The following is a 22,587-nucleotide window of genomic DNA, read 5'->3' as shown; positions in this document are numbered from 1 at the left end:
AGGTTATATTGTGCACTGCACAATGGATGCCCGCTGATAGGGGTCCGGCAAGGGCAGGTTCCGGCGATCGCGCATGCAAGGGCGGACCTGACGCAGAAAAGCCGACCATGGGCGCTTCAGCCCAGCCGAAAGGCGGCAGCATGAGAAATCCGGTACGGATATGAAGATCCCGAAATCCATTCTGATCGATCCGGACAACAACAAGGTCTATGCCGCCTTCGCCGTTGCGGTGTCGGTCTTTGCCTTCGCCTACTCCACCAATTTCGGCCAGATCCTGATCCTCGCCTACTATCTGGTATGGCTGCCGCTGCTGTTCGTCGATTACCGGCGTTTCGCCCGCGATCTCTCCAGCGCCTGGCTGCCGCTGCTGTTTGCGGCCTATGTCTGCCTGTCGCTGTTCTGGTCGCAAGCGGCCGGCACCAGCGCGCGGGCGGGGCTGCAATATTTCTCCCACATGCTGTGCGCCTACATCGCGGCGCGCACCATCAGCACGCGCACGCTGGTGCTGGGCTCGCTGATCGGCATCTTCATCGTGCTGCTGTATTCGCTGAAGGTTGGCGCCTATGCGCTCGACACTATCGACGGCACCACCAATTTCGTCGGCGCCTTCGGCTCCAAGAACCAGATCGGCTTCTTCGCCTCGCTCGGCATCTTCTCCTGCTTCGCTTTTCTGGCCTTCTACCGGCGCAACTGGATGAGCTTCGTCTGGACCGCGCCGATCATCCTGCTGTCGGTCTATATGCTGGCGATCGCCCACTCGGCGACGTCGGTCGCTTCGCTTCCGGCGGTGATCGGTGTCGTTGCCTTGCTTGCCATGAGCAAGGTTCTGTCACGCCGCTACCGCCGCGTGCTGTTCGTCGTCGGCGCTACCGCGCTGGTCGGCGGTGTGATGGCTGCGCTGAACCTTGGCCTGCTCGATGTCGTGCTCGGCATCTTCGGCAAGGATTCGACGCTGACCGGCCGCACCTATCTCTGGGAACAGGGCTGGGCCGCCGCGCAGCAGCGTCCGGTGCTCGGTTATGGCTATGCCGCCTACTGGATCCAGGGTTTTGCCGATCCGGAACGGCTCTGGGCCGAGTTCTACATCTCCACCCGCACCGGCTTCCATTTCCACAACACCTATATCGAGACGCTGGTCGAGCTCGGCTTCATCGGCGTGACGATGCTGGCGCTGATCATCCTGCGCTCCTTCTGGGGCCATGTTTCGAAGGTGGTGTTCGGTGACTGGAGCGCCGATTCGGTGGTGCTCGCCGGCGCGGTCGGCATGATGCTGATCCGCTCCTTCTTCGAGGTCGAGATCCTCGGCCCCTATTTCATGGCCTCGTTCATCGTCTATTACGGCCTGTTCAAGCTGCGCCCGGTGCCGCTCGCCAGGGCAAGGCGGGCCTATGTTCCGGTGCCGGACGAGAACACCGCCAACGGCCGCATGCCGGCGCGCGTCTGACTTGCTTATCTCAGGCGACGGCGCGCTTGCGCAGCATCAGCCGCTGCAGGAAGCGGCGCAACGGCTCGTCATAGAGGCGCGTGGCGATGTCGGCGATGACGATGACGGAAACCGCCATGACGATTCCGAACCAGGGATGATGCGCGAACGGGTCGATCGCTGCGGCCTTGCCCGCCCCGGCGATGATCATCAGCAGCGGCGTGTGGATGATGTAGATTGGGTAGGAAATCCGCCCCAGCCAGCCATAGAGGCCTGACAGGCGCGGCGCCGTCGGCGCAATAGTGCCGACCACCACCAGCGCCGGGAAAACAAAGACGACGCAGGCGAGATCGTAGGCGACGCGCGCGCCGCCGGCCGGCGCGATGGCAAAGACGACGAGCGTCAGTGCGATCGCGGCCTCTATCCACCAGCCGCGCCGCAGAAAGCCGAGCCCGCTTTGATAGCGTGTCATGGACCGGCAAAGCAGCACGCCCAGGAAGAACGAGAAACAGACGCGCGGCAGGCCGCTGATGATGGTCGATCCGGTCATGCCGAAGTCGAGGGTGCCGGCAATGATAGAGACGACCACCAGCAACACCAGGCTGACGGCGATGAGCGTGCTCAGCACGCGTTTCGTCAGCAGGAAGAAGAAGGCGACATAGGCTATGTTGACGATCAGCTCGAAGAACAGCGACCACGACGCGGGGTTGAGCGGAAAGATCGTGCGATAGGCGTCGCTGACCAGCGGGATGAAGAACATGCCGGTCGTCAGCATGGTGCCGATCTCGGAGATCGGCATGTATTCCGCCGGAATCAGCCGGTTCTTGACGATGAGATAGAAGAAACCGAGCAGCGTGCCGGCGAGGTAGAGCGGGTAGAGGCGGATCAGGCGGATCGCCACGAACGTGCCGAAGCCCATGCCGTTTTCGATCTTGCGGTCATAGGCATGCGCGATGACGAAGCCGCTGAGCAGGAAGAACAGGTCGACCGCCAGATAGCTCGACGGCAGCACCTTGCCGGGGGCCAGGAACGGCGAGAAGTGGTAGAGCATGACGCTGATCGCCGCGACGCCGCGGATGGCATCGAGATTGAGGTAGACGTGGCGCGGTGCGGCGGGCTGCATGGAATGCCTTCAAGCGGTCGAAAAACGGAAGTTCCCGCCCGCACCCTGGCGCGAACGAGCCGAACTGGTTCTCCCGCCCCTCCGTCGTTCCGGTCTAGCTGAGCGAGACAGGAACTTACTGGCTGGCCGTCGGCGCCAGCTTCACCTTGATGACGTCGCCCGGCAGCACCGGCGTATCTTCCTTGGCGTCGATCTCGCTGGTCTTGCCGTCGGTCACGCGCACCAGCGAATAGATGAGCGCCGGCTCTTCATTGTTGTTTGTGATGGCGGCGGTCGTGGCCGGGTCCGATGCCTGGGCCATCAGGCCCTGTTGCATGTTGACCCTGAGTGCGGCTTCGTTGAGGTCTGCTTCGACCTGCTGCCGGTCGGCGGCAAGTCTCGAGTTCAACGTGTTCTGGGCATCGATGGCATCCTGCGTCGCCTTGCTGACCGACTGCTTGGCGGTGAGGATCGCCGTCTCATAGTCCAGGATCTTGCCCTGCAGATCGGTGACCGACTGTTGCGAGGAAAGCAGGCGTGCGTTGGCGACCAGGCCCTTTTGCGCCAGCGGACCGATACTGTCCGCCTGCTGCTGCGCCAGGTCGACCTGCTTTTGCTGGTTGACGATCTTTTTCTGCAGCGCCTCGATTTCGGACTGCAGGACCCCTTTCAGATCGTCAAGCGCCTGCAGCTTCAGCTTCAACGCTTTCTGGTCGGAGATCAGGATCTGCATTTCGTCGGCGACGATTGTCGCCAGGCGCGGGTCGCCCTCGACTTCCTTAGGCGCCTCGAAACTCTCCTTGCCGGCGAGATCGGCATCGATGCGGGCACGCTTGACGATCAACCGCACGCGCTGGTCGTCATAAATGTCGAAATTGCCCTTGGCGGTGATCAGGTCCTTGCCGAGCTGGGTGCCCAAATCGGCGTTGCGCCGGATGCCGCCGGCGATGCTGATCGCCTTGAGCACGGTCAGCTCCGGCACATAGGGAAACTGGCCAGGCGTCTGGATCTCGCCCGAGATGTAGAACGGCCGGAACTGCACCATTTCCACCGAGGCTTCCGGCTTGTCCGACAAGGCAAGCTTGCGCTGCAGGGCGACGCTGATCGCGGCCGCAACCTCCGACGTGGTCTTGCCGGCGGCCGGCAGTTCGCCGACGAACGGCACCGACAAATTGCCGGCGGGACCGACCGAATATTCGCCGTTTACCGCCGACCAGTCACGGAACGTGCCTTCCACCGTCTGCCACTCGGCGACGCGGATGTTGAGCTTGTCCTGCGAGCCGAGCCGGTACTCGTCGGCCATGGCTGGAACCGCGAGCGACAGAGCGAGGCACGTGGCGACGAGCCGTGCCGGCCGCATCGGGCCGGCAAGGCGAAAATACGCTGATATGTCTGTTTTCAACTGAACGTTTCCGATCCGTTTTGGCCCCATCCGCCCGATAGGCCTGCTGCCGAGTGCCTCCTTCGGAACCTGGCAGAACACTATGGCTGCAATGCGAGACCGGCCCATCGCCGAATAGCTTTGGACCGGATTGGCTTCGGGCCGTGCCGGCCCGATTGCTGACCAGTTGCGGTCGGTCAGTAGGAACCGCGCGACATCCACACCGCAGGCACGGTCTTGAGGATGATGCGAACGTCTTCGAACAGCGACCAGTTCTCGACATAGTGACGGTCGAACGCGACGCGACTGTCATAGGAGACATCGTTGCGTCCGCTCACCTGCCAGAGCCCGGTCAGGCCCGGCCGCGACTTCAAATAATAGACCGCGGCGCTGCCGTAGATCTCAAGCTCGTCGCGCACCACCGGGCGAGGCCCGACAAGGCTCATGTCGCCCTGCAGGATGTTGATGATCTGCGGCAGCTCGTCGAGGCTGAGCTTGCGCAGAACGGCGCCGACGCGGGTGACGCGCGGATCGTTCTTCAGCTTGCGGGTCGCGATCCATTCGGCGTTGGCTTCCGGATTGGCCGCGAGATAGGCGGCCAGCACACGTTCGCCGTCTTCGACCATGGTGCGGAACTTGAGGCAGGGGAAAATCCGCCCACCGCGTCCGATGCGCTTGTGGCCGTAGAAGATCGAGCCGCCGTCGGAAAGCTTGACCAGAAGGGCCACCATCAGGAACAGCGGGCTAAGCGCCACCAGGCCGACAAGTGAACCGAAAACATCGAAACTGCGCTTCAGCAGCCCGCCGATGGGTGGCGGAAAATCTACGCCGACATGCGAAAATGCCGCATTGGCCGACTTGGCAACGTCCCTCATGCAAAAGCTCCATACGTTGAACGGATGGTTTATGCCACGATACCAAAAAAATGCTGCAGCGCAACACACAATTTCCCATATGGCTGAAATAATCACGTCAGGAATTGACTAAATAATAAACGCTCCTTGCCCAAATTTTGCCCTTTATGGCGGGTTTGTGACGAATAATTAGCAACCGTAGGAAATGTAATGCCTTTTTTCGGCGGGTTTTGGGCAAATCGTCCTTTGCCGCAGAGGGAACGGCTTTAACTGATTTTCGAATCACTGGCTTTGCTAAATTAATCAAGTAAAATACTAATCAACATTGTAGATTCTACTGTAGTATAAAGCGCATGACGAGTTAGGTCACCACCCCTGCGTGTGCATCGCAGCATGGCGGAGTCCAAGCCGCCGCCAACCCGAAAATTATTGCTGGTTGCCCTTGCCGTCAGTTTCGCGCCTTAATAGAGTCGCAAATTATTCCTGATAGAGTCTGGATGGGTTGGGAAGGCCGGAAGCAACCGGCCGAAAAAGAGCAGCTAAATAAGCTCGCATGGCGAATGGGGAGATACTCGGGTGGGTAAGTCATCGCTTTTGCATGCTCGGGCCGGTTGACGGGCCGCCGAACATGTCATTACCAAAATTCGTCATTGGAATGGTTTTCGCCCTCGCGATCGTGGTCGCGTGGTCCTATGTCGACGGCGCGACGGTCACCACAACGGTGCTTCGCGTCATCGGCTGCGCTGTCCTCATCCAAGTCGGTTATTTCCTGCTGGTGTATGTTATGATCGCCAGCAGCGCGCCGACATCGGCCGACAGGGCTCGCGACGCCGAAAGAAGCCTCGGCGCCGACAAGGCGGTTGAAGGCGAGAAGCTCTCGGCGAGGCGCAGCGTGCATTGAGCAGTCTGAAGCCGCAAGGTCGGCCTCGGATCATCTTGCAGCCGGACTCAGCCTGCTTCGGCCGGCTCGGGATCCGATTGCTCGCCTGAAAGCATTTTCGACAGGCGGCTGCCGGCCTTCGCTTTCAACCTCTGATATTGCCCCACTTCGACGATTCGTCCGTTTTCGACTGCAACCACCCAGTCGGCGAAGGCGATCATCGATGGCCTGTGCGCAATGGTCAGGATCGTCATCGATCCGCGCAAGCCGTCGATCGATTTGGCGATCAGGGACTGGTTCTGCCAGTCGAGCGCGCTGGTCGCCTCGTCGAGAATGAGCAGCGAAGGTTTGCGCAGCAGCGCGCGCGCCAGCGCGATGCGCTGGCGTTCGCCGCCCGAGAGCCGGACGCCGCGGTCGCCGACCACCGTGTCGAGCCGCAACTCCAGCCGCTCGACGAAGTCGGCGCCATGCGCAGCGCGCAGTGCAGTCCACAGCTCCGCGTCACTGGCTTGCGGCGCGGCAAGGCGCAGATTGGCGGCGATCGTATCGTGCAGCAGGAACACGTCTTGCGGCACATACGCCACCTGGTCGCGCCAGCGCCGGCGGTTGGCGGCGCCGATCTCGACGCCATCGGCCAGGATCTTGCCCTCGCTCGGTTCGAGCAGGCCAAGCAGCATGTCGGCAAGCGTGCTCTTGCCCGAGCCTGACGGACCGATCAGCGCCGTTACCTTGCCGGCGGGAAGGCCAAAGGTGACATCGCTCACCACCGGCTTGCCGCCGGCCTCATAGGCAAAGGAGACATTGCGGATGTTGAGCCCGACATCGAGCGACAGCTTGGCATCCGATTCGAGGTTTGCCGGCTCGCGTTCGGCATCGAAACGCGCCTGCATGTCGCGCATCGAGGCATAGGCCGGCAGGTTGATCAGCACCTGCTGCGCCTGCATCTGCATGTCCATGAAACGCGGCGCAATGCGCATGAACACCAGAAGCAGCACAACGATCTCGGCCAGTGAGAGGTTGAAGCGGATCAGGGCGACATAGATGAACAAGCTCAGACCAATGACGCTGGCGACCTGGAACAGAGCGGTGCCGATGGTGCTGTTGCGGACGTAGTTGATGTTGTCGGCCTTCATCTTCTCCAGCGTCGCGCGAAGCTGTGCGTAATAGGTCGCCTCGACATTCAGGCTCTTGGCCACCTTGATGCCGCCGAGGAACTCCGAGACCGTTCGGTACTGCTCCTGGCGATTGCTGGTCAAAACCCGGCCGAAGGCGCTGGCTCGTGCCCGAAACGGCTGCAGCGCCAGGAAGGTGACGATGCCGACGACAATGGCAAATGCCGTCATCACTGTCGAAATGAACAGCGAGACAACGAGATAACCCGCCAGAAGCACGGCGATCTGCACCAGCATCAGCAGCGAGAACGCCGCCGACTGCACGCGGTCGATATCGCCGGTCAGCGCATGGTCGAGATCGGAGCTGCGCATGCGCGCGAATATCCCCCACCGCGCCTTGCCGATGCTCTCGAACAGGTTCATGCGCAGGCGATTGATGAAGTCGAGCAGCAGCCGCGCCATGTAGACGGATTTATAGCGGTTGAACGCCGCCTGCAGCGCGACAAGCCCGACCAGCAGGCAAAGCACCGTGGTCAATTGCAGCGTTCCGTCCGGAGCCAGCCAGCGCACCCAGTCGCGGTCAGGCAACCTGACCGCGAAATTCTGCTCGGGTCGCCCGACCAGATGCAGCAGCGGCACCAGAAGCAGGATCGAGATGCCTTCGGTCAGGCTTCCCAGGATCAGGAACAGCAATGCCGTGAAGGTCCTGCGCCCGCCGATCCGGGCCATGGCGGCGCCGAAGCCGGCGACATCGCGGTAAAACGAAAAGCGCAGGATCTGCGATGCGGACATGTCAGTCACCGCGGCCCTTTGTCGGCCGCCAGATCGTTTTCGATCAGGGCGACGGCTTCGCCGATACGGTCGAGCCCGGTGGGCACTTCGAGGCGACAGACGCCGATCTGGCTGGCCAGGGCGGCGCATTGGCGAAGATGTGTCGTGGCAAAATCGCCGACCAGGGCTGGACGGCCGAAACGCGTCACATAGGAAAATTTGATGATCGCCGGCAGGGCGCCGATGCCTGGCAGCGGCGTGATCGCTGCCTTGTCGCTGCGCTCGAGGATATAGATCCGGGTCGCCGGCACCGCGTCTGCCGCAAATCCGGCGTGCAGGCGGTGCTGCATCTTGTCGATCGCCGCATGCACCTGCGGGCGTATCTCTGCCTGGCGGATGGGAAACGCGGCGGCGGCATCGGCGGCGAGTTTCAGCTGCGGAAAACCCGGAACGATCATCGGCCGGTCCGTGAGATCGAGCGCCACGACATCGTCGGTCAGCAATCGATGCCCGGCACGGATCATCGCGCTCGCCGTCGTCGATTTGCCGGCGCCCTTGTCGCCCATGAAGACAGCGCTCTTGCCGCCGACCGCAATGGCGCTGGCGTGCAGGATGAGCAGGCCGCGCTGGTGCAGGAGCAGTGCCATGACCGGACCGAGCAGCGGAAACGCCAGCAGCGCATCGTCGACATCGGGCGCCGGCTCCACCTCGATCCGGCAGGCATCGGTGATCAGGAAGGCGCCGACCGTCTGCCATGCCAAATATTGCTGCCGCGGCTCGAAACGGAAAGCGGTTCCGGTCTCGGGCGAGGGTTTTGGCAGGTCGATCGGGCCGACCGTGATCAGCACATCGACGCAAGCTGGTTCGCTCGGCTCTAGCTCAGGCAGTTCGACCTGCGAAGCGATCGTCAGCCCATAGGCTTTGTAGAAGTGCTGTGCGCGAGCAGCAATTGCATGGCGGTCATCAGCGGCAAGAGGCATGTTGGCCGGCATCATCATTGGCTCCCGCGCTGTTGCACCTGCCGCAGCCACAACGATAGCGAAATCGAACGCCAGACATACTGGACATCGGGCAGGGTTGCTTCGTCCGGTTGCCGCGCGATGCGGCCATAGGCGGCTGTCACTTCGGGCAAATTGACATAGGGCGCGATCAGCGCCGCATCCGCTACCAGCACCTTGTCGAGGAGATCACGGTGATTGCCGAGCATGCCTTTGACCAGGTTCGAGGTGAAATCGATCTTGTCGCGCCGCCACTGCACCGCCGGCGGCAGGATTCCTTCCATGGCGCGGCGCAACACCGAGCGGCCAAAGCCCTGGTTCAGCTTTTCCGCGCCGGGCAGCGCCAGGCAGAACTCGACCAGCGGCTTGTCCCAGAAGGGGTAGCGCGGCTCGACGCCGAAATTGGCGGCGGCCTTGTCGAGAACCTCGAAGGCGTGCGGCACCATGCCGTTCGACAGCAGCCAGCGATGGGTCAAGGTCTCGCTGGCGCTGACCGCGGGCGGCATGTAGCCGGCCCTGCGGAACCGCTCGACGAGGTCGGTGCGCATCGCCAGGTCCGGATTGATCAGGCCGCGCCAGCTCGTCGCCGGCCGCCCAGTTGGATGGCGCCGCAATTTGCCAAGCACGCGGTTCGCGAACCGCTTGATTCTCGCGATGCGCCAGGCCGGTCCGTAAAGGGTAAGGAACTGGTAGTAGAGGCCGAGCATGCCGTCGCCATAGGTGTTGGAGGCGCTGCGCAGCTCGCGCCACAGCTCCATCCATTTGCCGGCATAGGCGAGTTCGTGCAGATGGCCGTGGCCCTGCGAAACCACCTCGTCGCCGCCATGGCCGTCCAGCAGCACCTTCATGCCCTTGGCGCCGGCGGTCCTGTAGATGTCGCGGGTCAACGACAGGCCGGGCGCCAGGAACGTTTCCTCCTGCTCTTCCAGAATGCGTTCGAACTCGGCGAAGGGCGCGTAGTTGCCGACGGAAATCAAAGTGCCGTCGACCTTCTCCTGTCCAAGCACTGCCTCGATGAAAGGCCGCTCGTCCATCGGCGAACCCTTTTCGAACACCAGCGAGAAGGTCGGCAGCCTCGGCTTTCTCTGCGCGGCATTCTGAAGGCCCGCCACGCAGGCGATCGAGGAGGAATCGAGCCCTCCGCTCAGCATTGCGCCGACCGCAGGCGTGCCGCGCATACGGTTGCGGACCGATTGCGAAAACAAATGCCGGAATTCCTCGACCGTATCCGATCGCATCTGCCTTGGCGAGGGTTCGATCTGCCAGTAGCGACGCAGCACCACCTGTTTGCCGGTCACGGTCAGACTGTGGCGCGCCGGCAGGCGGAAGATATCGGCATAGGCTGTCGACTGCGGATTATCGGGCAGCCCGGCCAGGAATCCCGAAATCTGGTGTTCGCTGATGCGCATGTCGACGCCGCCGGCATCGAGGATCGGCCCGATCTCCGAGGCAAAGACGAAGCGCCGGTCGCTCGAATGATAGTAGAACGGTTTGACGCCGAAATGGTCGCGCACGCAAAACAGCTGCCGGCGCTCGCCATCCCAGATGGCAAAGGCGAAGTCGCCTTGCAGATGCTCGGGGCAGGCTTCGCCCCAGCGCAGATAGGCGCGCATCAACAGCACGGCGTCGGCAACCGAACTGTCCCTGATGCCAAGCCTGGCCAGCAATTCGTCGCGATTGTCCAGCCGGCAGTCCGCGGTGATCGCGAGCTTGCCGCCGGCCATGGTCAGCGGGCCGGGGCCGGCTTCATCGGTGGTGTTGAGCCAGGCGTGGCCAAGAACGACGCCCTCGTCCATCCACCACGAACTGCCGTCAGGCGCGCGATGTTGCATGCGGGCAAGCATGCGCTGGATGTCGGCCGCGGCGGCCGGCTTGCCTTCCTGCCTCAGCAGAATTCCGGCGACGCCGCTCATCGCTCACTGGCCGTGGTCGACGAGATGGTTAAACCTGCCAAGCGAGCCACCGAGCACGATATGGTCGCCGCTGACCAGCCAGGCATGCGCCTTCAACTCGGTGCCGGTATCGCGCTCGATGCCGATGCGGATTTTTGAGGCGTTGCCCTGGCGGGCAAGCAAATATTGGCCGGAAAGCGCTTGGGTCAGACAGCTTGCGCCAGGCACCAGGCGGGCAGCCGCAGCCACGCCCCAGGCGACACGCCTGAGATCGCCGATGTCGGCTGGTTCGCGCGCGTCGAGCCGGGTCACCATGCGGCGCACTTTGTTGTAGGAAAGCAGCGTCAGCCCCAGCCGCACCGCCACGACCACCGCAAGGCAGTGGGCGAGAAAGAGCATCTCCGGCCCGCTCAGTGAGAAAGCTCTAGACAAGTTCCTCATCATGGAGCCTCGCAAGCCCGGCGTCCGCCAAGCCCTTCAACAATCCATCGACATCGGCCTTGCAGCGTTCCGGATCGACATTGTAGCGATCCAGCACGGCGCTGCGGATTTCGGAAATCGGCCGCGGCTCCTGGATCAGCTCCCAGATAAAGGCGCCGACGCTGTTCAGGCTGTAATAGATGTTGGACCTCATATCGAGCAGCGCCAGGCCGTTGCCGAATTCGCAGGCCACGGCATCCTCGCTCGCGCTCACCCGATCATGGTCTGAGGGGTTCCAGTCCATTCCTAAACCTCACTCACAACACCAACGCTTCGGCAAGTCCGGAAAAAGGCGCGAGAGCCGGGGTTTGACCCCCGACTCTCCTTAGTGCGCTCTGTTTGCAGAGTCCGGACTTTGTCACCCCAACGAGAGAATACTCAGGAGAAGGTGAGTTCGCCGACCGGCGTATGTGCCGGAAACGAGGCGTCGAGTGCCGTAGTACCGCTACCGCCTTGCGTGATGGTCTCGATCGAGCCGTGGACCGTCAGGCTAGGGGTTTCGTACTCATGCTTTTCAACATTCTGTTCCAATTTACTCTCCACTTGTGGACTGGAAGCGGCCTGTCGATTGCCGGCAGCGAGCTATTGCTGCACCGCAATAGCTGCATGGCAGCATTTATGAGTCAAGCCTGATTTACCAGCCGTTAATCAATTCTCGGTTGCGACTCCCTTCAATGGTGATCAAAGCGCTTTGCATTTCACATCTCAGGAGAATTCAGCAGAGTGTCCGAGGCCGTCAACTAAGTATCTGATTTAATTACGTTAAATTTTCCTTCGAATGCTCCTCACTTGGGCGCTGGCGCATTCCCACAAAAATTGTTGCTGACGTACCCGCCACAAGCCCCGATCAGGCGGCGCCTTGCATCTCGTTGTAGGACTGTGTTGCGAAACGTTCAGGTTGCAGGAAAATTGCGCCAAAGGAAAAACTGGACGCGGCGCATGAATTTGGCGATGCTTTGCTTCGCAGTTGCAATATAACGCGCCTGGCGAATTTTTTGCGGAGATGCTGCAGCATATGGCATTGCAGGAAGGGACCTTCGAAAGGTTGCGCGCCGCTGGCTGCGCCGACGAAGTGGCCTATGTGCAGGCTTGCCTGCGGCTGTTCTTCGCCTCCAGGGCGAGCCCCAGCGCCGCGCCTGCACCGGCCATCTCCGTTGCCGATGTTTGCGATATCGCCAGGCTGAACAAGGTCGCCACCTTCATGCTGAAGGCGCTGTCGCGCCCACCGGCGGGCGAGACGCCGCCGGGATTGCTCGAGTGGCTCGACACTTATCGCCGGCGCACAATTGCGATGAACTCGTCCGGCATCATGGATTCGATGGCCATCGACAAGGCGCTGCGCGGCAGCAGCATCGATTTCGTCTTCCTGAAGGGCCCCCTCCAGCAGCAACTGCTCTATGGCGACCATTTCATGAAGCCGTCCGGAGATGTCGACATATTGGTGTCGCCGGCCGGCTTCTTTAGAGCTCGTGATGCGCTGCGCTCGATCGGCTACGAGGTCGCCGGCAAGTCCCGCTCCGTCTGGTGGGTTCGCTTTCTGGGCGAGCAGCACATGGTTCGCAGCCAAGGTCGGAAATTGTCCACCGTCGATCTCCATTACCGGCTCCAGCAGCCGGGATCGCCCAGCCCGCGCGATACGGAAGGGTTCCTGCGCCGCAAGCGCGCGCTTGCGATCGCCGGCTCCAGCGTGCCGTTCATCTCGGCATCCGACACTTTGCTTCTGTCCTGCATCAGTGTCGCAAAGGCGCTGTTCAACCGCGAGCCATGCGCGGGCTATGTCTGCGATATCCGGGCCGCTGCCAGTCGGCTGAGCGAGGCCGAGCAGCAGACTGTGCTCGACTACGCGGCCGAGCAGGGGCTGGCTGACACCCTGCTGCTGGGCCTGCGCGCCGCCGATGTGCTGCTTGGTGGCGCCGGCACGCTGCTGTCGGATCGGGCCACCAGGATCCTGTCACGCATCGGCAATGAAGACCTGTTCCACATGGTCATCGCGCCGTGGCTGTCGTCGCTCAGATGGCCGCAACGGCGCACCGTTTTGTGGGAATTGTGCGGCCGCGAACCTGTCCGCTATCTGACCGAGGCCGGCTGGGCCGCGTCAGCCGACCTCAGCCGGCGGATTTTCGAGCGGGAAAGCCGGTGACGATGAGGGTCGTCATGCAGCAGGCAGATAACGTTCCGTCCCGATCCGCTGGGGATGGATCGGGGGATGGATCGGGGTCCGGCGCCGCGCGCCGGGAGGGCGAGGGGCCTCGCGACACTTTATGCAATCGAAAGGCCACCCTATGTCCATGACAGAATCCCGGGTCTGCGTGATCATCGCGGCGCGCAACGGGGCCCGGACCATTCCCGCAGCCATCGCCTCGGCGCTGCGCGAGCCGGAGGTGGCGGAAGTCGTCGTCGTCGACGACGCCTCCACCGATGACACCGCAAAGGTGGCCAGCGCTGCCGATGATGGCAGCGGCCGGCTTTCGGTCATCCGGCTCGACGCCAATCGCGGCCCGTCCTTCGCCCGCAATACCGCCATTGCCGGGTCGAAATCACCTTTCATCAGCATTCTCGACGCCGACGATTTCTTCCTTCAGGGACGGTTTCGCCAGCTGTTTGCCAGCGCCGACTGGGATTTCGCCGCCGACAACATCATGCTGATCCGTGACGATACGGCGACCGATGTCTCGAAGATCGTCGCCCCGTCCTTTTCGGCGGACCCGGAATTCCTCGACTTCGAGCGATTCATCGAGGGCAACATCTCCAGACGGCGTGTCCAGCGCGGCGAACTCGGCTTTCTCAAGCCGGTGATATCAAGAGCTTTCCTCGACAGGCATGGGCTGCGTTACGACGAGAACCTGCGTCTCGGCGAAGATTACGAACTCTACGCTCGCGCCTTTGCCCTTGGCGCACGCTTCAAGGTCATCCGTTCCTGCGGCTATGGCGCGATCGTGCGCGCCGATTCGTTGAGCGGGCGCCACAAGACACAGGATCTGAAGCGCCTCGCCGATGCGGATCTGGCACTGCTCGAGATCGACAGCCTGCCGGAAGGCTCCAAGGCCCTGCTGCGCAAGCACGAGCGGCATGTGCGTGACAAATACCGGCTGCGCAATTTCCTCGATGTGAAGGCCGAGCGCGGCATGGCGTCTGCCGCCGCCTATGCGCTGGCCAGCCAGTCGAACTTCATTCCCATCGTTGTCGGCGTGGCCGCCGACAAGCTCGATGCGTTGTTTCGCCACGCCGGTCTGTCCCCGCGGCAGCAGCCGGTGCCGCCTTTGCGCTTCCTCATGGCCGCTACCAACACGGCGGCGCAAAAGTAGGCTCCGCCAAGTCCGGGACGGCGGCCGCAAGGCTGAAAAAATTGCCTTTCTGAAACTCGGAGGTTGCCTACACGCCCCGACGATGGCACTGTATGTTGCGGTGCAGCAATTTTGGAAGGCCAACCGGATGGCTTCAATTTTCGGCTTCAGGTCCAGGGACCCAGCGCGCGACAAGCAGACCGATCTGGCGCGTTTCGACCGTCTGGCAAAGCTGTTGGATCAGATCACGGCCGAGATTGCGGCCGAGAAGACCGGGTTGGAGGCCCGCTACCGGTCGAAGTCCACCAACGCGGCCTTCCTGGTCGAGTCGATGGAGAACGGCTCGGCGTCGGCACGCAAGCTGTCGGAAGTCGGCGAGCTGACGAAGTCCATCCTGAACTGCGAACAGCGCATCGCCGAGCTGGTGCGCCAGACGAGCCGGATGAAGGAACTGCGTCATTCACTCGACGCGATCGTCGGCGAGGATGGCCAGAGTTCTGATTCGCACGGGGAATATGTCAAACCCGCAGGTCGCTTCGGCTGAACACGGTCACACGAGACACAGAAGAGAAAGTTCGGGGACGGAGGATCGGGATCGGCCCGTTAGCAATGTGGGCCAATCGGTGACTTTGGGTTGGGGCGGAACAGCACAAAGGTGAATTGATATGAACGCAGATCCGAAGACGACGCCCATGGCGGCAATCGATGCCATGATTTCGACGCGGCCAAATCGGCCAATGCGTCTTGTAAACCCAACGCGTCTTCTATCCGTTGGTGCGCTTCTGTTGGCGGCAGCCGCAGCTCTGCTCGGCGCCGCCCACCCCTCCCGCGCCCAGGACGCCTCCCCGGAGATGCAAAGCGCACCGTCCTTCGTCGACGATTTCAAGAGTTTCGATCGTTCGCGCTGGTATGTCTCCGACGGTTGGTCGAACGGCAATCACCAGAACTGCACCTGGTCGAAAAGCCTGGTAAAATTTTCCGACAACATGCTGACGCTCGGCTTCGAAAAGCGCAAACTGAAGGACCGCGAGTTCGCCTGCGCCGAGATCCAGACCAAGCAGCGCTTCGGCTATGGGACCTATGAAGCACGGATGAAGACCGACACCGGATCCGGTCTCAACGCCGCTTTCTTCACCTATATCGGCCCTGCCGACAAACAGCCCTGGTATGAGATCGACTTCGAGGTGCTGACCAAGGATACATCCAAGGTGCAGGTCAACAGCTACATCGCCGGCAAGCCCAAGAACGAGAAGCTGGCCGAGGTCGAAGGCGGCGCCGACAAGGGCTTCAACGACTATGCCTTTATCTGGGAAAAGGACCGGCTGCGCTGGTACGTCAACGGCAAGCTGGTCCAGGAAGTGACCAATCCCGAGCAATTGCCGACCCACTCGCAGAAGATATTCTTCAGCCTCTGGGGCAGCGACACGCTGAAAAACTGGATGGGCGCCTTTTCCGACCCCGGCCGCCAGGTGACGATGCAGGTGCAGCGCGTCGCCTTCACCGCGCTCGGCCAGCCGTGCCAGTTTCCGGAATCGCTGGCATGCAGTGTAAGCAGCATAAAGTAGATCTGAACCGGCCCGGCTATATAAGGCCAAAGGGCGTGAACAGGAATTAACCCGAATGAATTTGACGGTCTTTGGAATTGGCTATGTCGGTCTCGTGCAGGCCGCGGTGCTGGCGGAGGTCGGGCACCAGGTGGTGTGCGTCGATGTCGATGAAAAGAAGGTCGAGCGGCTCAACCAGGGCCTGGTGCCGATTTTCGAACCGGGACTGGAGGCCCTGGTCAAGGAGAACCACGCCGCCGGCCGCATCAAGTTCACCACCGATGCCGCCGCCGGCGTCAAGCATGGCGAGATCCAGATGATTGCGGTCGGCACGCCACCCGGCGAAGATGGTTCGGCCGACCTCAAATATGTGCTGGCGGTGGCCGAGACCATCGGCCGCGAGATGGACGGTCCCAAGATCGTCGTCGGCAAGTCGACCGTGCCGGTCGGCACCTGCGAAAAGGTGAAGGCCAAAATCGCCGCGACGCTGAAGGCGCGCGGGCGCCAGGACCTGGCTTTCGACGTCGCTTCCAATCCTGAGTTCCTCAAGGAGGGTTCCGCCGTCGCCGACTGCATGAAGCCTGACCGCATCATTGTCGGCACCAACAGCGAGGGCACCGAGGCGGTGATGCGGGAGCTCTACGCGCCGTTCAACCGCAACCACGAGAAGATGATCGTGATGGACGTGCGCAGCGCCGAATTCACGAAGTACGCCGCCAACTGCATGCTGGCGACCAAGATCTCCTTCATGAACGAAATGGCCAATTTGGCCGAGCAGCTCGGCGCCGACATCGAGGAGGTACGCAAGGGCATCGGCTCGGATCCGCGCATCGGCTACCACTTCATCTATCCCGGCCTCGGCTATGGCGGTTCGTGCTTTCCCAAGGATGTCCGCGCGCTGATCAAGACCGCCGAAGGTGTCAAGTTCGACGCCAAGCTGCTGCGCGCCGTGGAGGAGCGCAACAATGCCCAGAAGTCGGTGCTGTTCGACAAGGTGCACCGTTATTTCAAGGGCAGTCTCAAGGGCAAGACCTTCGCGCTCTGGGGCCTCGCCTTCAAGCCCAACACCGACGACATGCGCGAGGCGCCGGCGCGCGTCCTGATGGAGGCGCTGTGGCAGGCCGGCGCCAATGTGCAGGCCTACGACCCCGAGGCGATGCAGGAATGCCAGGCCATCTACGGCCTGCGCGACGACCTTTTGTTGTGCGGCACCAAGGAGGCGGCACTGCGCGGCGCCGACGCGTTGCTGATCGCCACCGAATGGAAGAGTTTCCGCGCCCCGTCCTTCGACGCGGTGAAGGATGCCCTGACCACGCCGGTCATCTTCGATGGCCGTAACCTCTATGATCCCAAGGTCATCGCCCGTCACGGCATCGAGTATTTCTCGATCGGCAGGATGGCGGCGTGAAGGCAGGGCGGCACAACGCGGAGCCAGGTTCATGAAAGTTCTGTTTGCAGGCGGCACCGGCTACACGCCGCAATTCAGCGGGGGCGTCCAGTCGAGCACCCACCACCTGGTCGAGCAATTGCGCGAAAACGGTCACGAGGCATCCGTTCTGGCAGCGCTGTTCGGCGACGGCATGTTCGGCTTCAGGGCGCGCGCCAAGATGAAGCTCCTTCGTCAGCGCGCGGTCATCGACAATTTCCCGGGCTATCCGGTTGTACGGGCGTGGTTCCCCTGGGAAGCGGCCGACTTCGCCGTCAAAAAGTTGAGGCCGGATGTCGCGGTCGTGCAGTGCCACAATTCGGTGCCGATCGGCAGAGAGCTGCAGAGGCTTGGCGTGCCGCTGACCGTCTATCTGAGGAATGTCGAATTCGACGAATTGGCCGGCGATCTGCGTGAGCTCCATTCGGCGGTCTATATCGCCAACTCCGAGTTCACCGCGCGCGCCTATAAGGCAAAATTCGATATCGATTCGACGGTTATTCCGCCGACCATCAATCCCGCGTTCTACAGCACACCGACGACCGGTGAATTTGTCACGCTCATCAATCCATATGAGGAAAAAGGCTTCGATCTTGCGGTGCGCATTGCCGCCGCCTGTCCCGAGATCCCGTTCCTGTTCGTCGAAAGCTGGAAGCTCGACGACGATCATCGAGCCCGGATCGAAGCAACAATCTCTCCCCTCCAGAACGTCAAGCTGGAAAGCCGCACCAGCGACATGAAGACGGTCTACGGCCGCACGAAAATCCTGCTTGCGCCCAGCAAATGGGAAGAAGCCTGGGGCCGGGTGGCCTCGGAAGCGCATTGTAGTGGCATTCCCGTGGTCGGCTCGCGGCGCGGCGGTCTGCCGGAAGCGATCGGCGCCGGCGGCGTGGTACTGGACTACGACGCCCCGCTCGCCGACTGGGTCGCAACGATCAGGCGGCTGTGGAGCGATGAGGCCGAGTACAAGCGGCTGTCAGCGACAGCACGTCAGTTTTCGGAGCGGCGGCAGATGAACCCCGACAGCCAGTTCGCAACGTTCATGGGCGTTCTCGACCGCGCAAGACGTGTCGGTTTGGAGCGCGCAGCCTAAACGCGTCGTGTTGCATTTCAGCTGAGACGCTGCACGACCGTGGTCGCGCAAAGTTCCCGTTAGCCAGGTCCAGGCGTCGTGCGCCCGTCCGGATCACTTTTAATTGCTGCAGTGCAATATTTTGTGGCACTGCAGCAATCAACGTGTATTCTGCCTGTCTACATTAGGGCTTGTGCGATATGGACCGCTTGGTCCGAGCAAGCCCCAACCTTATGGGCGGGTCATGCGCGTGGGCTTTGTCGTTGGCGAATTCCCTCTGCTTTCGGAAACCTTCGTCGTGGACCAGATGGCTGGGCTGCTGGCGCGGGGCTTTCAGGTCGAAGTGGTCTGCGAAAAGATGCAAGGTGACCACCGAATTGACCGGCAAAGCGAGCCGATGGCGACGCTGCTCGCCAGAACCCGACATTGGTGGCGATGGGCCGCTGTAATCAGCAAATTTGTACAGCGTCTGCCGCCGCGTCTGCGATACAAGGCCTCGACCGTTCTCGACATCGCCTTTGCACGCCGCCTGAACCGCTGCGACGTGATTGTCGCCCACTTCGGACAGAACGGCGAGAGAGCAGCCGCACTGAAGAAATGGAAGGTGCTCAAACCACCGATCATAACCATCTTTCACGGCGCGGACGTGGCGATCCCGGCGCGGCAGGCAGTGCTCGCGACACAATATGCCGGGCTGACCAAGCATGGGACCCTGAACCTGCCCGTCAACGATTACTTCCGCACGATGCTGCTGGAAGCCGGCCTGTCCCAGGCGAGCACGACGGTCCACCATATGGGAATTGACACCCGCGAAATCGGCTATCGCTGGGAATCGTGGGAAGGCACCCAACTGGTCGTGACGACGGTTTGCCGCCTGGTCGAAAAGAAAGGCGTCGAGTTCGCCTTGCGAGCCCTGGCCTCCCTCAAGGCCTCCCAGCCGCAGCTAGACTGGCGTTACGACATTGTTGGCGACGGTCCTCTGCGGATGAATCTGGAGAAGCTGGCCGTAGAGCTGGGCTTGGCTGGTCGCGTAACATTCCTCGGCAGCCTCCCTCACGCAGAGGTGAAAAGACGGCTTCGCATGGCGCATCTCTTTTTGCTGCCAAGTATCACTGCCAGCGACGGGGATATGGAAGGCATTCCGGTCGCGCTCATGGAGGCCATGGCCGCCGGATTGATTGCGGTCAGCACGTATCATTCGGGAATCCCGGAGCTCATCAAGGATGGGGAGACGGGGTTGCTTGCGCCCGAGCGAGATATTTCAGCGCTTGCCGGCAAGCTTACCTGGGCCGCGGAGCACCCGACCGAATGCGAGCGTATCGCGCTTGCCGCACGCCGCAAAGTCGAGGAGGACTTCAACGCAGATGTTCTGAATGAACGTTTTGCGCAGATCGTTACCCAACTGGCCACATCGAGCCCTGCGCATGCACCCACCGGTCATGTCGGCGTTTCCGAGGGCTTGGCGGATCCTTCATCTGCCGGCTGACACTGCTCCTCTGCGTTTGATCGGCAGGCACGCCAAGCTGAGGGAAATCTTGCTACACTGCACCAAAAATGTTGCAGTGCAGCAAGACCTGTACTAACGTTCCTGCGGGTGGGCCAACAGCGGTAGAGTTCCATGCTGCATGTCTTGTGCTTCCGCCACCCTGTCTTCGGCCCGGCTTTTGTCAAAGGGACACCGGCTCCCCGGACGAGCGCATCCTGCCGATGAAGATCTGCTTTGTAGTCGACAAGTTTCCCTCATTGTCCGAAACCTTTGTTCTCGACCAGATAGCCGGATGCCTTGAGCGCGGCATGGAAGTCGGCGTCGTCTGCAACGAGACGTCCTTCGGCAGGGACAGCAACATCGATGATCCGCGCTGGCAGGCGTTGCCAGGAAAGGTCGTATGCTGGTGGGGTGGCCTGGGTCGCTATCGCCCGCTGCTCAGGAAGTGGTCCGGCAGGTTCTGGGACAAGCTCTCGACCGCCATCGACATTGCTCATGCGCGAAAACTGCAGGGCGCCGACGTCATCGTTGCCCATTTCGGCAACAACGGCATGCGCGTGGCCCGCGCGATCAAGCGCGGGAGGATTTCCGCTCCCCTGGTGACGATATTTCACGGCCGTGATGTCGGCGAACCGCTGCATGACAATACGCTCGCGCGCTACAAGATTGTGTTCGAAAAGGGCGTTCTTCAACTGCCGGTGAATGCGTTTTTCCGCGATGCCTTGATTGAGGTCGGTGCATCGCCGGAGCAGGTTGTGGTTCACCATATGGGGGTGCGGCCGAGTGACATCGACTATCGGTGGCGTTCATGGGAGCAGGCTACGCTCTCCTTCATCTCGGTCTGCCGCCTGACTGAAAAGAAGGGCATCGAATATGCGCTTCGCGCGCTTGCTGGCCTGCCGCGGCGAGACTGGATCTACTCGGTGATCGGCGGCGGAGAACTTCTCGAGCAGCTGAAGGGGATCGCCGCAGAGCTTGGCATTGCCGACAGGGTGAATTTTCTTGGGCCCCGGCCGCACAGCGAAGTCAAACAGCGTCTGCGCGATGCGCATGTGTTCCTGCTGCCCAGCGTCGGCGCCCGCGATGGCGATCTGGAAGGCATTCCGGTTTCCCTGATGGAAGCGATGGCCGCCGGCCTGACGGTGGTCAGCACGTATCATTCCGGGATCCCTGAACTGATCGATGATCACAAGACGGGTTTTCTCGTGGCTGAGCGGGACGTTGCGGCGCTGACCGGAAAGCTTGCCTGGATCGCCGAGAATCCGAAGCCGTGTGAAGAGATCGCTCTCGCAGCGCGCAAGAAGATCGAGGCCGAGTTCAACTCCGATCTGCTGAACCAACATTTCGTGGAAATCGCCATGCGGCTTGGCGAAACGAGGTCGCTTGCATGAACGCCAATCCGCCCCCCCAGTTCGGTCGTGTCGCCCTGCGCGGCGGGCTGGTAACCATCGGCGCCCAGGGCTTCAAGATGGCGATCCAGTTTCTCTCCGTCATCGTGCTGGCCCGTCTGCTCGTCCCCGAGGATTTCGGTCTGGTGGCTTCCGTCGGGCCGATCGTGGCCTTCGTCGGGCTGCTTCAGAATCTGGGCCTGCAGCAGGCTGTGGTTCAGCGCAAGGACATCAGCAACCAGCAGCTCAACCAGGTGTTCTGGATCAGCGCGCTCGTCGGGCTGGGTAGTGCCGTGGTAGTGGCCGGCCTGGCGCCTGCCATCGCCGCGTTCTATGGCGATCAACGTATGTCCGGCATCACCCTTGGCTCCGCCCTGCCGCTGCTTCTCGGCAGTCTCGCCGCAGTGCCGCTGGCGTTGATGAACCGGCACCTGCAGTTCGGCCAGCTCGCACTGAACGACGTGATAAGCGCCGCCGCCGGACTTCTGGCCGCCGCGATCGCGGCCTATGCGGGGTTGGGCTACTGGTCGCTGGTCATCGGCCCGGCGGTTTCGGCAGCTATCGCCCTGGCTGCCGCCTGGCTGGTGGCGCGTTGGACGCCTTTGCGGCCGGACCTGAAGGTCGATGCCGATATATTGTCGTTCGGCGCCAACCTGACCGGCTTCAACCTCGCCAACTTCTTCTCGCGCAATCTCGACAACATTCTCATCGGAAAATATTCCGGGGCGATCGAACTCGGCTATTACGACCGCGCCTACAAGCTCCTGTTGTTCCCGCTTCAGAACATCAACCAGCCGCTTACACGGGTCATGGTGCCGCTGCTCAGCCGCATCCACGATGACAAGGCCCGCTTTCGCGATATCTATGTGCGCACCAACTGGATGCTGGCGGCCGTTACCATGCCGGGCATCGCGGCGCTGACGCTGACCTCCAATCAGATCGTCGGACTTCTCTTCGGCGCGGGCTGGGCACCGGTCGCACCGATCTTTGCCTGGCTGGGCATCGCCAGCCTGGTCCAGTCCGTTTCAAGCACGACGGGATGGATATTCATCTGTCAGGGCAAGACGAAGACCATGTTCCATTGGGGCATCTATTCGTCGCTGACGACCGTCGCTGCCTTCGTCGTTGGCCTGCACTGGGGCGCCGTCGGCGTTGCCGCGGCCTATGCCATCAGCGGTTACGTGCTGCGCGTTCCCGTGCTGGCGCTACTGGTCCATCGCGTCGGTCCGGTGACCGCCGCCGACTTCCTGCTCATGCAGGGGCTTTTCATCGCCTCGTCCCTGCTTGCCTGGTTCCTGTACCTGTGGTTGCCGGCGTCTCTAACGGGCCAGTCAGACCTGCTCGCGGTCTTTTTGGCGCTTGCCCTCAACTACGGCATCGGTCTCGTTTTCATGCTTGCCGTCCCGCAGTCGCGACGCGCTTTGTTCACCACCCTGTCCAACGCCGCGCGCAATATCCGCTGAGCGGCCGGCGATCAGCGGCGCCAGCAGGTTT

20 protein-coding genes are annotated in these 22,587 nt (G+C 61.9%); 11 read left to right on the top strand and 9 right to left on the bottom strand.

Translation table 11 applies throughout. The annotated features are described in order from the left end of the window. Nucleotides 1-160: 160 nt before the first annotated feature. On the top strand, nt 161-1,444 hold the full coding sequence (locus NKJ80_RS01780) for an O-antigen ligase family protein (RefSeq protein WP_352496928.1): 1,284 nt from the start codon (nt 161-163) through the stop codon (nt 1,442-1,444). Between the two features lie 10 nt (nt 1,445-1,454). Here NKJ80_RS01780 and NKJ80_RS01775 read toward each other — a convergent pair whose 3' ends face one another. From NKJ80_RS01775 to NKJ80_RS01765, 3 genes are all read right to left on the bottom strand, one after another. After that, nucleotides 1,455-2,546, bottom strand: a complete 1,092-nt coding sequence (locus NKJ80_RS01775; RefSeq protein WP_352496927.1) for an acyltransferase family protein — start codon at nt 2,544-2,546, stop codon at nt 1,455-1,457. Nucleotides 2,547-2,661: 115 nt separating this feature from the next. Beyond that, nucleotides 2,662-3,885: a polysaccharide biosynthesis/export family protein gene (locus NKJ80_RS01770; RefSeq protein ID WP_032885928.1), complete on the bottom strand. Its 1,224-nt coding sequence runs from the start codon at nt 3,883-3,885 to the stop codon at nt 2,662-2,664. A 218-nt stretch (nt 3,886-4,103) separates the two neighbouring features. Further along, nucleotides 4,104-4,781, bottom strand: coding sequence for a sugar transferase (locus NKJ80_RS01765; protein ID WP_023746616.1), 678 nt, complete (start codon nt 4,779-4,781; stop codon nt 4,104-4,106). 577 nt (nt 4,782-5,358) lie between these two features. Between NKJ80_RS01765 and NKJ80_RS01760 the strand changes: the two genes are divergently transcribed. Continuing rightward, the gene (locus tag NKJ80_RS01760) at nt 5,359-5,661 is read left to right on the top strand and encodes an exopolysaccharide production repressor protein (protein WP_348524462.1); all 303 of its coding nucleotides are present in this window, start codon (nt 5,359-5,361) and stop codon (nt 5,659-5,661) included. A 47-nt stretch (nt 5,662-5,708) separates the two neighbouring features. Here NKJ80_RS01760 and NKJ80_RS01755 read toward each other — a convergent pair whose 3' ends face one another. From NKJ80_RS01755 to NKJ80_RS01730, 6 genes are all read right to left on the bottom strand, one after another. After that, the gene (locus tag NKJ80_RS01755) at nt 5,709-7,544 is read right to left on the bottom strand and encodes an ABC transporter ATP-binding protein (RefSeq protein ID WP_352496926.1); all 1,836 of its coding nucleotides are present in this window, start codon (nt 7,542-7,544) and stop codon (nt 5,709-5,711) included. 5 nt (nt 7,545-7,549) lie between these two features. Further along, on the bottom strand, nt 7,550-8,518 hold the full coding sequence (locus tag NKJ80_RS01750; protein WP_023715553.1) for a phosphoenolpyruvate carboxykinase (ATP): 969 nt from the start codon (nt 8,516-8,518) through the stop codon (nt 7,550-7,552). Further along, nucleotides 8,518-10,434, bottom strand: coding sequence for a lasso peptide isopeptide bond-forming cyclase (locus tag NKJ80_RS01745; protein ID WP_352496925.1), 1,917 nt, complete (start codon nt 10,432-10,434; stop codon nt 8,518-8,520). Before NKJ80_RS01745 ends, NKJ80_RS01750 begins: the two co-directional genes overlap by 1 nt. Before the next feature lie 3 nt (nt 10,435-10,437). Next, complete coding sequence (locus tag NKJ80_RS01740) at nt 10,438-10,812, bottom strand: lasso peptide biosynthesis B2 protein (RefSeq protein ID WP_245261015.1); 375 nt, start codon at nt 10,810-10,812, stop codon at nt 10,438-10,440. Between the two features lie 25 nt (nt 10,813-10,837). Continuing rightward, nucleotides 10,838-11,137, bottom strand: coding sequence for a PqqD family protein (locus NKJ80_RS01735; RefSeq protein ID WP_352496924.1), 300 nt, complete (start codon nt 11,135-11,137; stop codon nt 10,838-10,840). Between the two features lie 134 nt (nt 11,138-11,271). Then, the gene (locus NKJ80_RS01730; RefSeq protein WP_023684233.1) at nt 11,272-11,424 is read right to left on the bottom strand and encodes a lasso RiPP family leader peptide-containing protein; all 153 of its coding nucleotides are present in this window, start codon (nt 11,422-11,424) and stop codon (nt 11,272-11,274) included. A gap of 484 nt (nt 11,425-11,908) precedes the next feature. Here NKJ80_RS01730 and NKJ80_RS01725 point away from each other — a divergent pair, with 484 nt between their 5' ends. The 9 genes from NKJ80_RS01725 (at nt 11,909) to NKJ80_RS01685 (ending at nt 22,556) form a co-directional block, all read left to right on the top strand. Beyond that, nucleotides 11,909-13,033: a nucleotidyltransferase family protein gene (locus tag NKJ80_RS01725; RefSeq protein ID WP_023831204.1), complete on the top strand. Its 1,125-nt coding sequence runs from the start codon at nt 11,909-11,911 to the stop codon at nt 13,031-13,033. Between the two features lie 142 nt (nt 13,034-13,175). Then, nucleotides 13,176-14,198, top strand: a complete 1,023-nt coding sequence (locus NKJ80_RS01720) for a glycosyltransferase family 2 protein (protein WP_023668808.1) — start codon at nt 13,176-13,178, stop codon at nt 14,196-14,198. Between the two features lie 127 nt (nt 14,199-14,325). Continuing rightward, the gene (locus NKJ80_RS01715) at nt 14,326-14,721 is read left to right on the top strand and encodes a cytochrome P450 family protein (RefSeq protein WP_023668807.1); all 396 of its coding nucleotides are present in this window, start codon (nt 14,326-14,328) and stop codon (nt 14,719-14,721) included. Between the two features lie 121 nt (nt 14,722-14,842). Continuing rightward, on the top strand, nt 14,843-15,742 hold the full coding sequence (exoK, locus tag NKJ80_RS01710) for an endo-1,3-1,4-beta-glycanase ExoK (protein WP_023668806.1): 900 nt from the start codon (nt 14,843-14,845) through the stop codon (nt 15,740-15,742). A gap of 55 nt (nt 15,743-15,797) precedes the next feature. Next, the gene (locus tag NKJ80_RS01705; protein ID WP_023668805.1) at nt 15,798-17,129 is read left to right on the top strand and encodes a UDP-glucose dehydrogenase family protein; all 1,332 of its coding nucleotides are present in this window, start codon (nt 15,798-15,800) and stop codon (nt 17,127-17,129) included. A 31-nt stretch (nt 17,130-17,160) separates the two neighbouring features. Then, nucleotides 17,161-18,240 (top strand): glycosyltransferase, encoded by a 1,080-nt coding sequence (locus NKJ80_RS01700; protein WP_023668804.1) that lies wholly within the window; start codon nt 17,161-17,163, stop codon nt 18,238-18,240. 223 nt (nt 18,241-18,463) lie between these two features. Continuing rightward, complete coding sequence (locus NKJ80_RS01695; RefSeq protein ID WP_023736210.1) at nt 18,464-19,705, top strand: glycosyltransferase; 1,242 nt, start codon at nt 18,464-18,466, stop codon at nt 19,703-19,705. Nucleotides 19,706-19,926: 221 nt separating this feature from the next. Then, complete coding sequence (locus tag NKJ80_RS01690) at nt 19,927-21,096, top strand: glycosyltransferase (protein ID WP_023736209.1); 1,170 nt, start codon at nt 19,927-19,929, stop codon at nt 21,094-21,096. After that, nucleotides 21,093-22,556, top strand: a complete 1,464-nt coding sequence (locus NKJ80_RS01685; RefSeq protein ID WP_023684224.1) for a lipopolysaccharide biosynthesis protein — start codon at nt 21,093-21,095, stop codon at nt 22,554-22,556. The genes NKJ80_RS01690 and NKJ80_RS01685 overlap by 4 nt, the downstream gene beginning before the upstream one ends. Nucleotides 22,557-22,587 lie beyond the last annotated feature (31 nt).

This window comes from Mesorhizobium sp. M0030, assembly GCF_040323695.1.
Lineage (GTDB): Bacteria > Pseudomonadota > Alphaproteobacteria > Rhizobiales > Rhizobiaceae > Mesorhizobium.
This window is presented reverse-complemented; position numbering and strand designations above follow the sequence as displayed.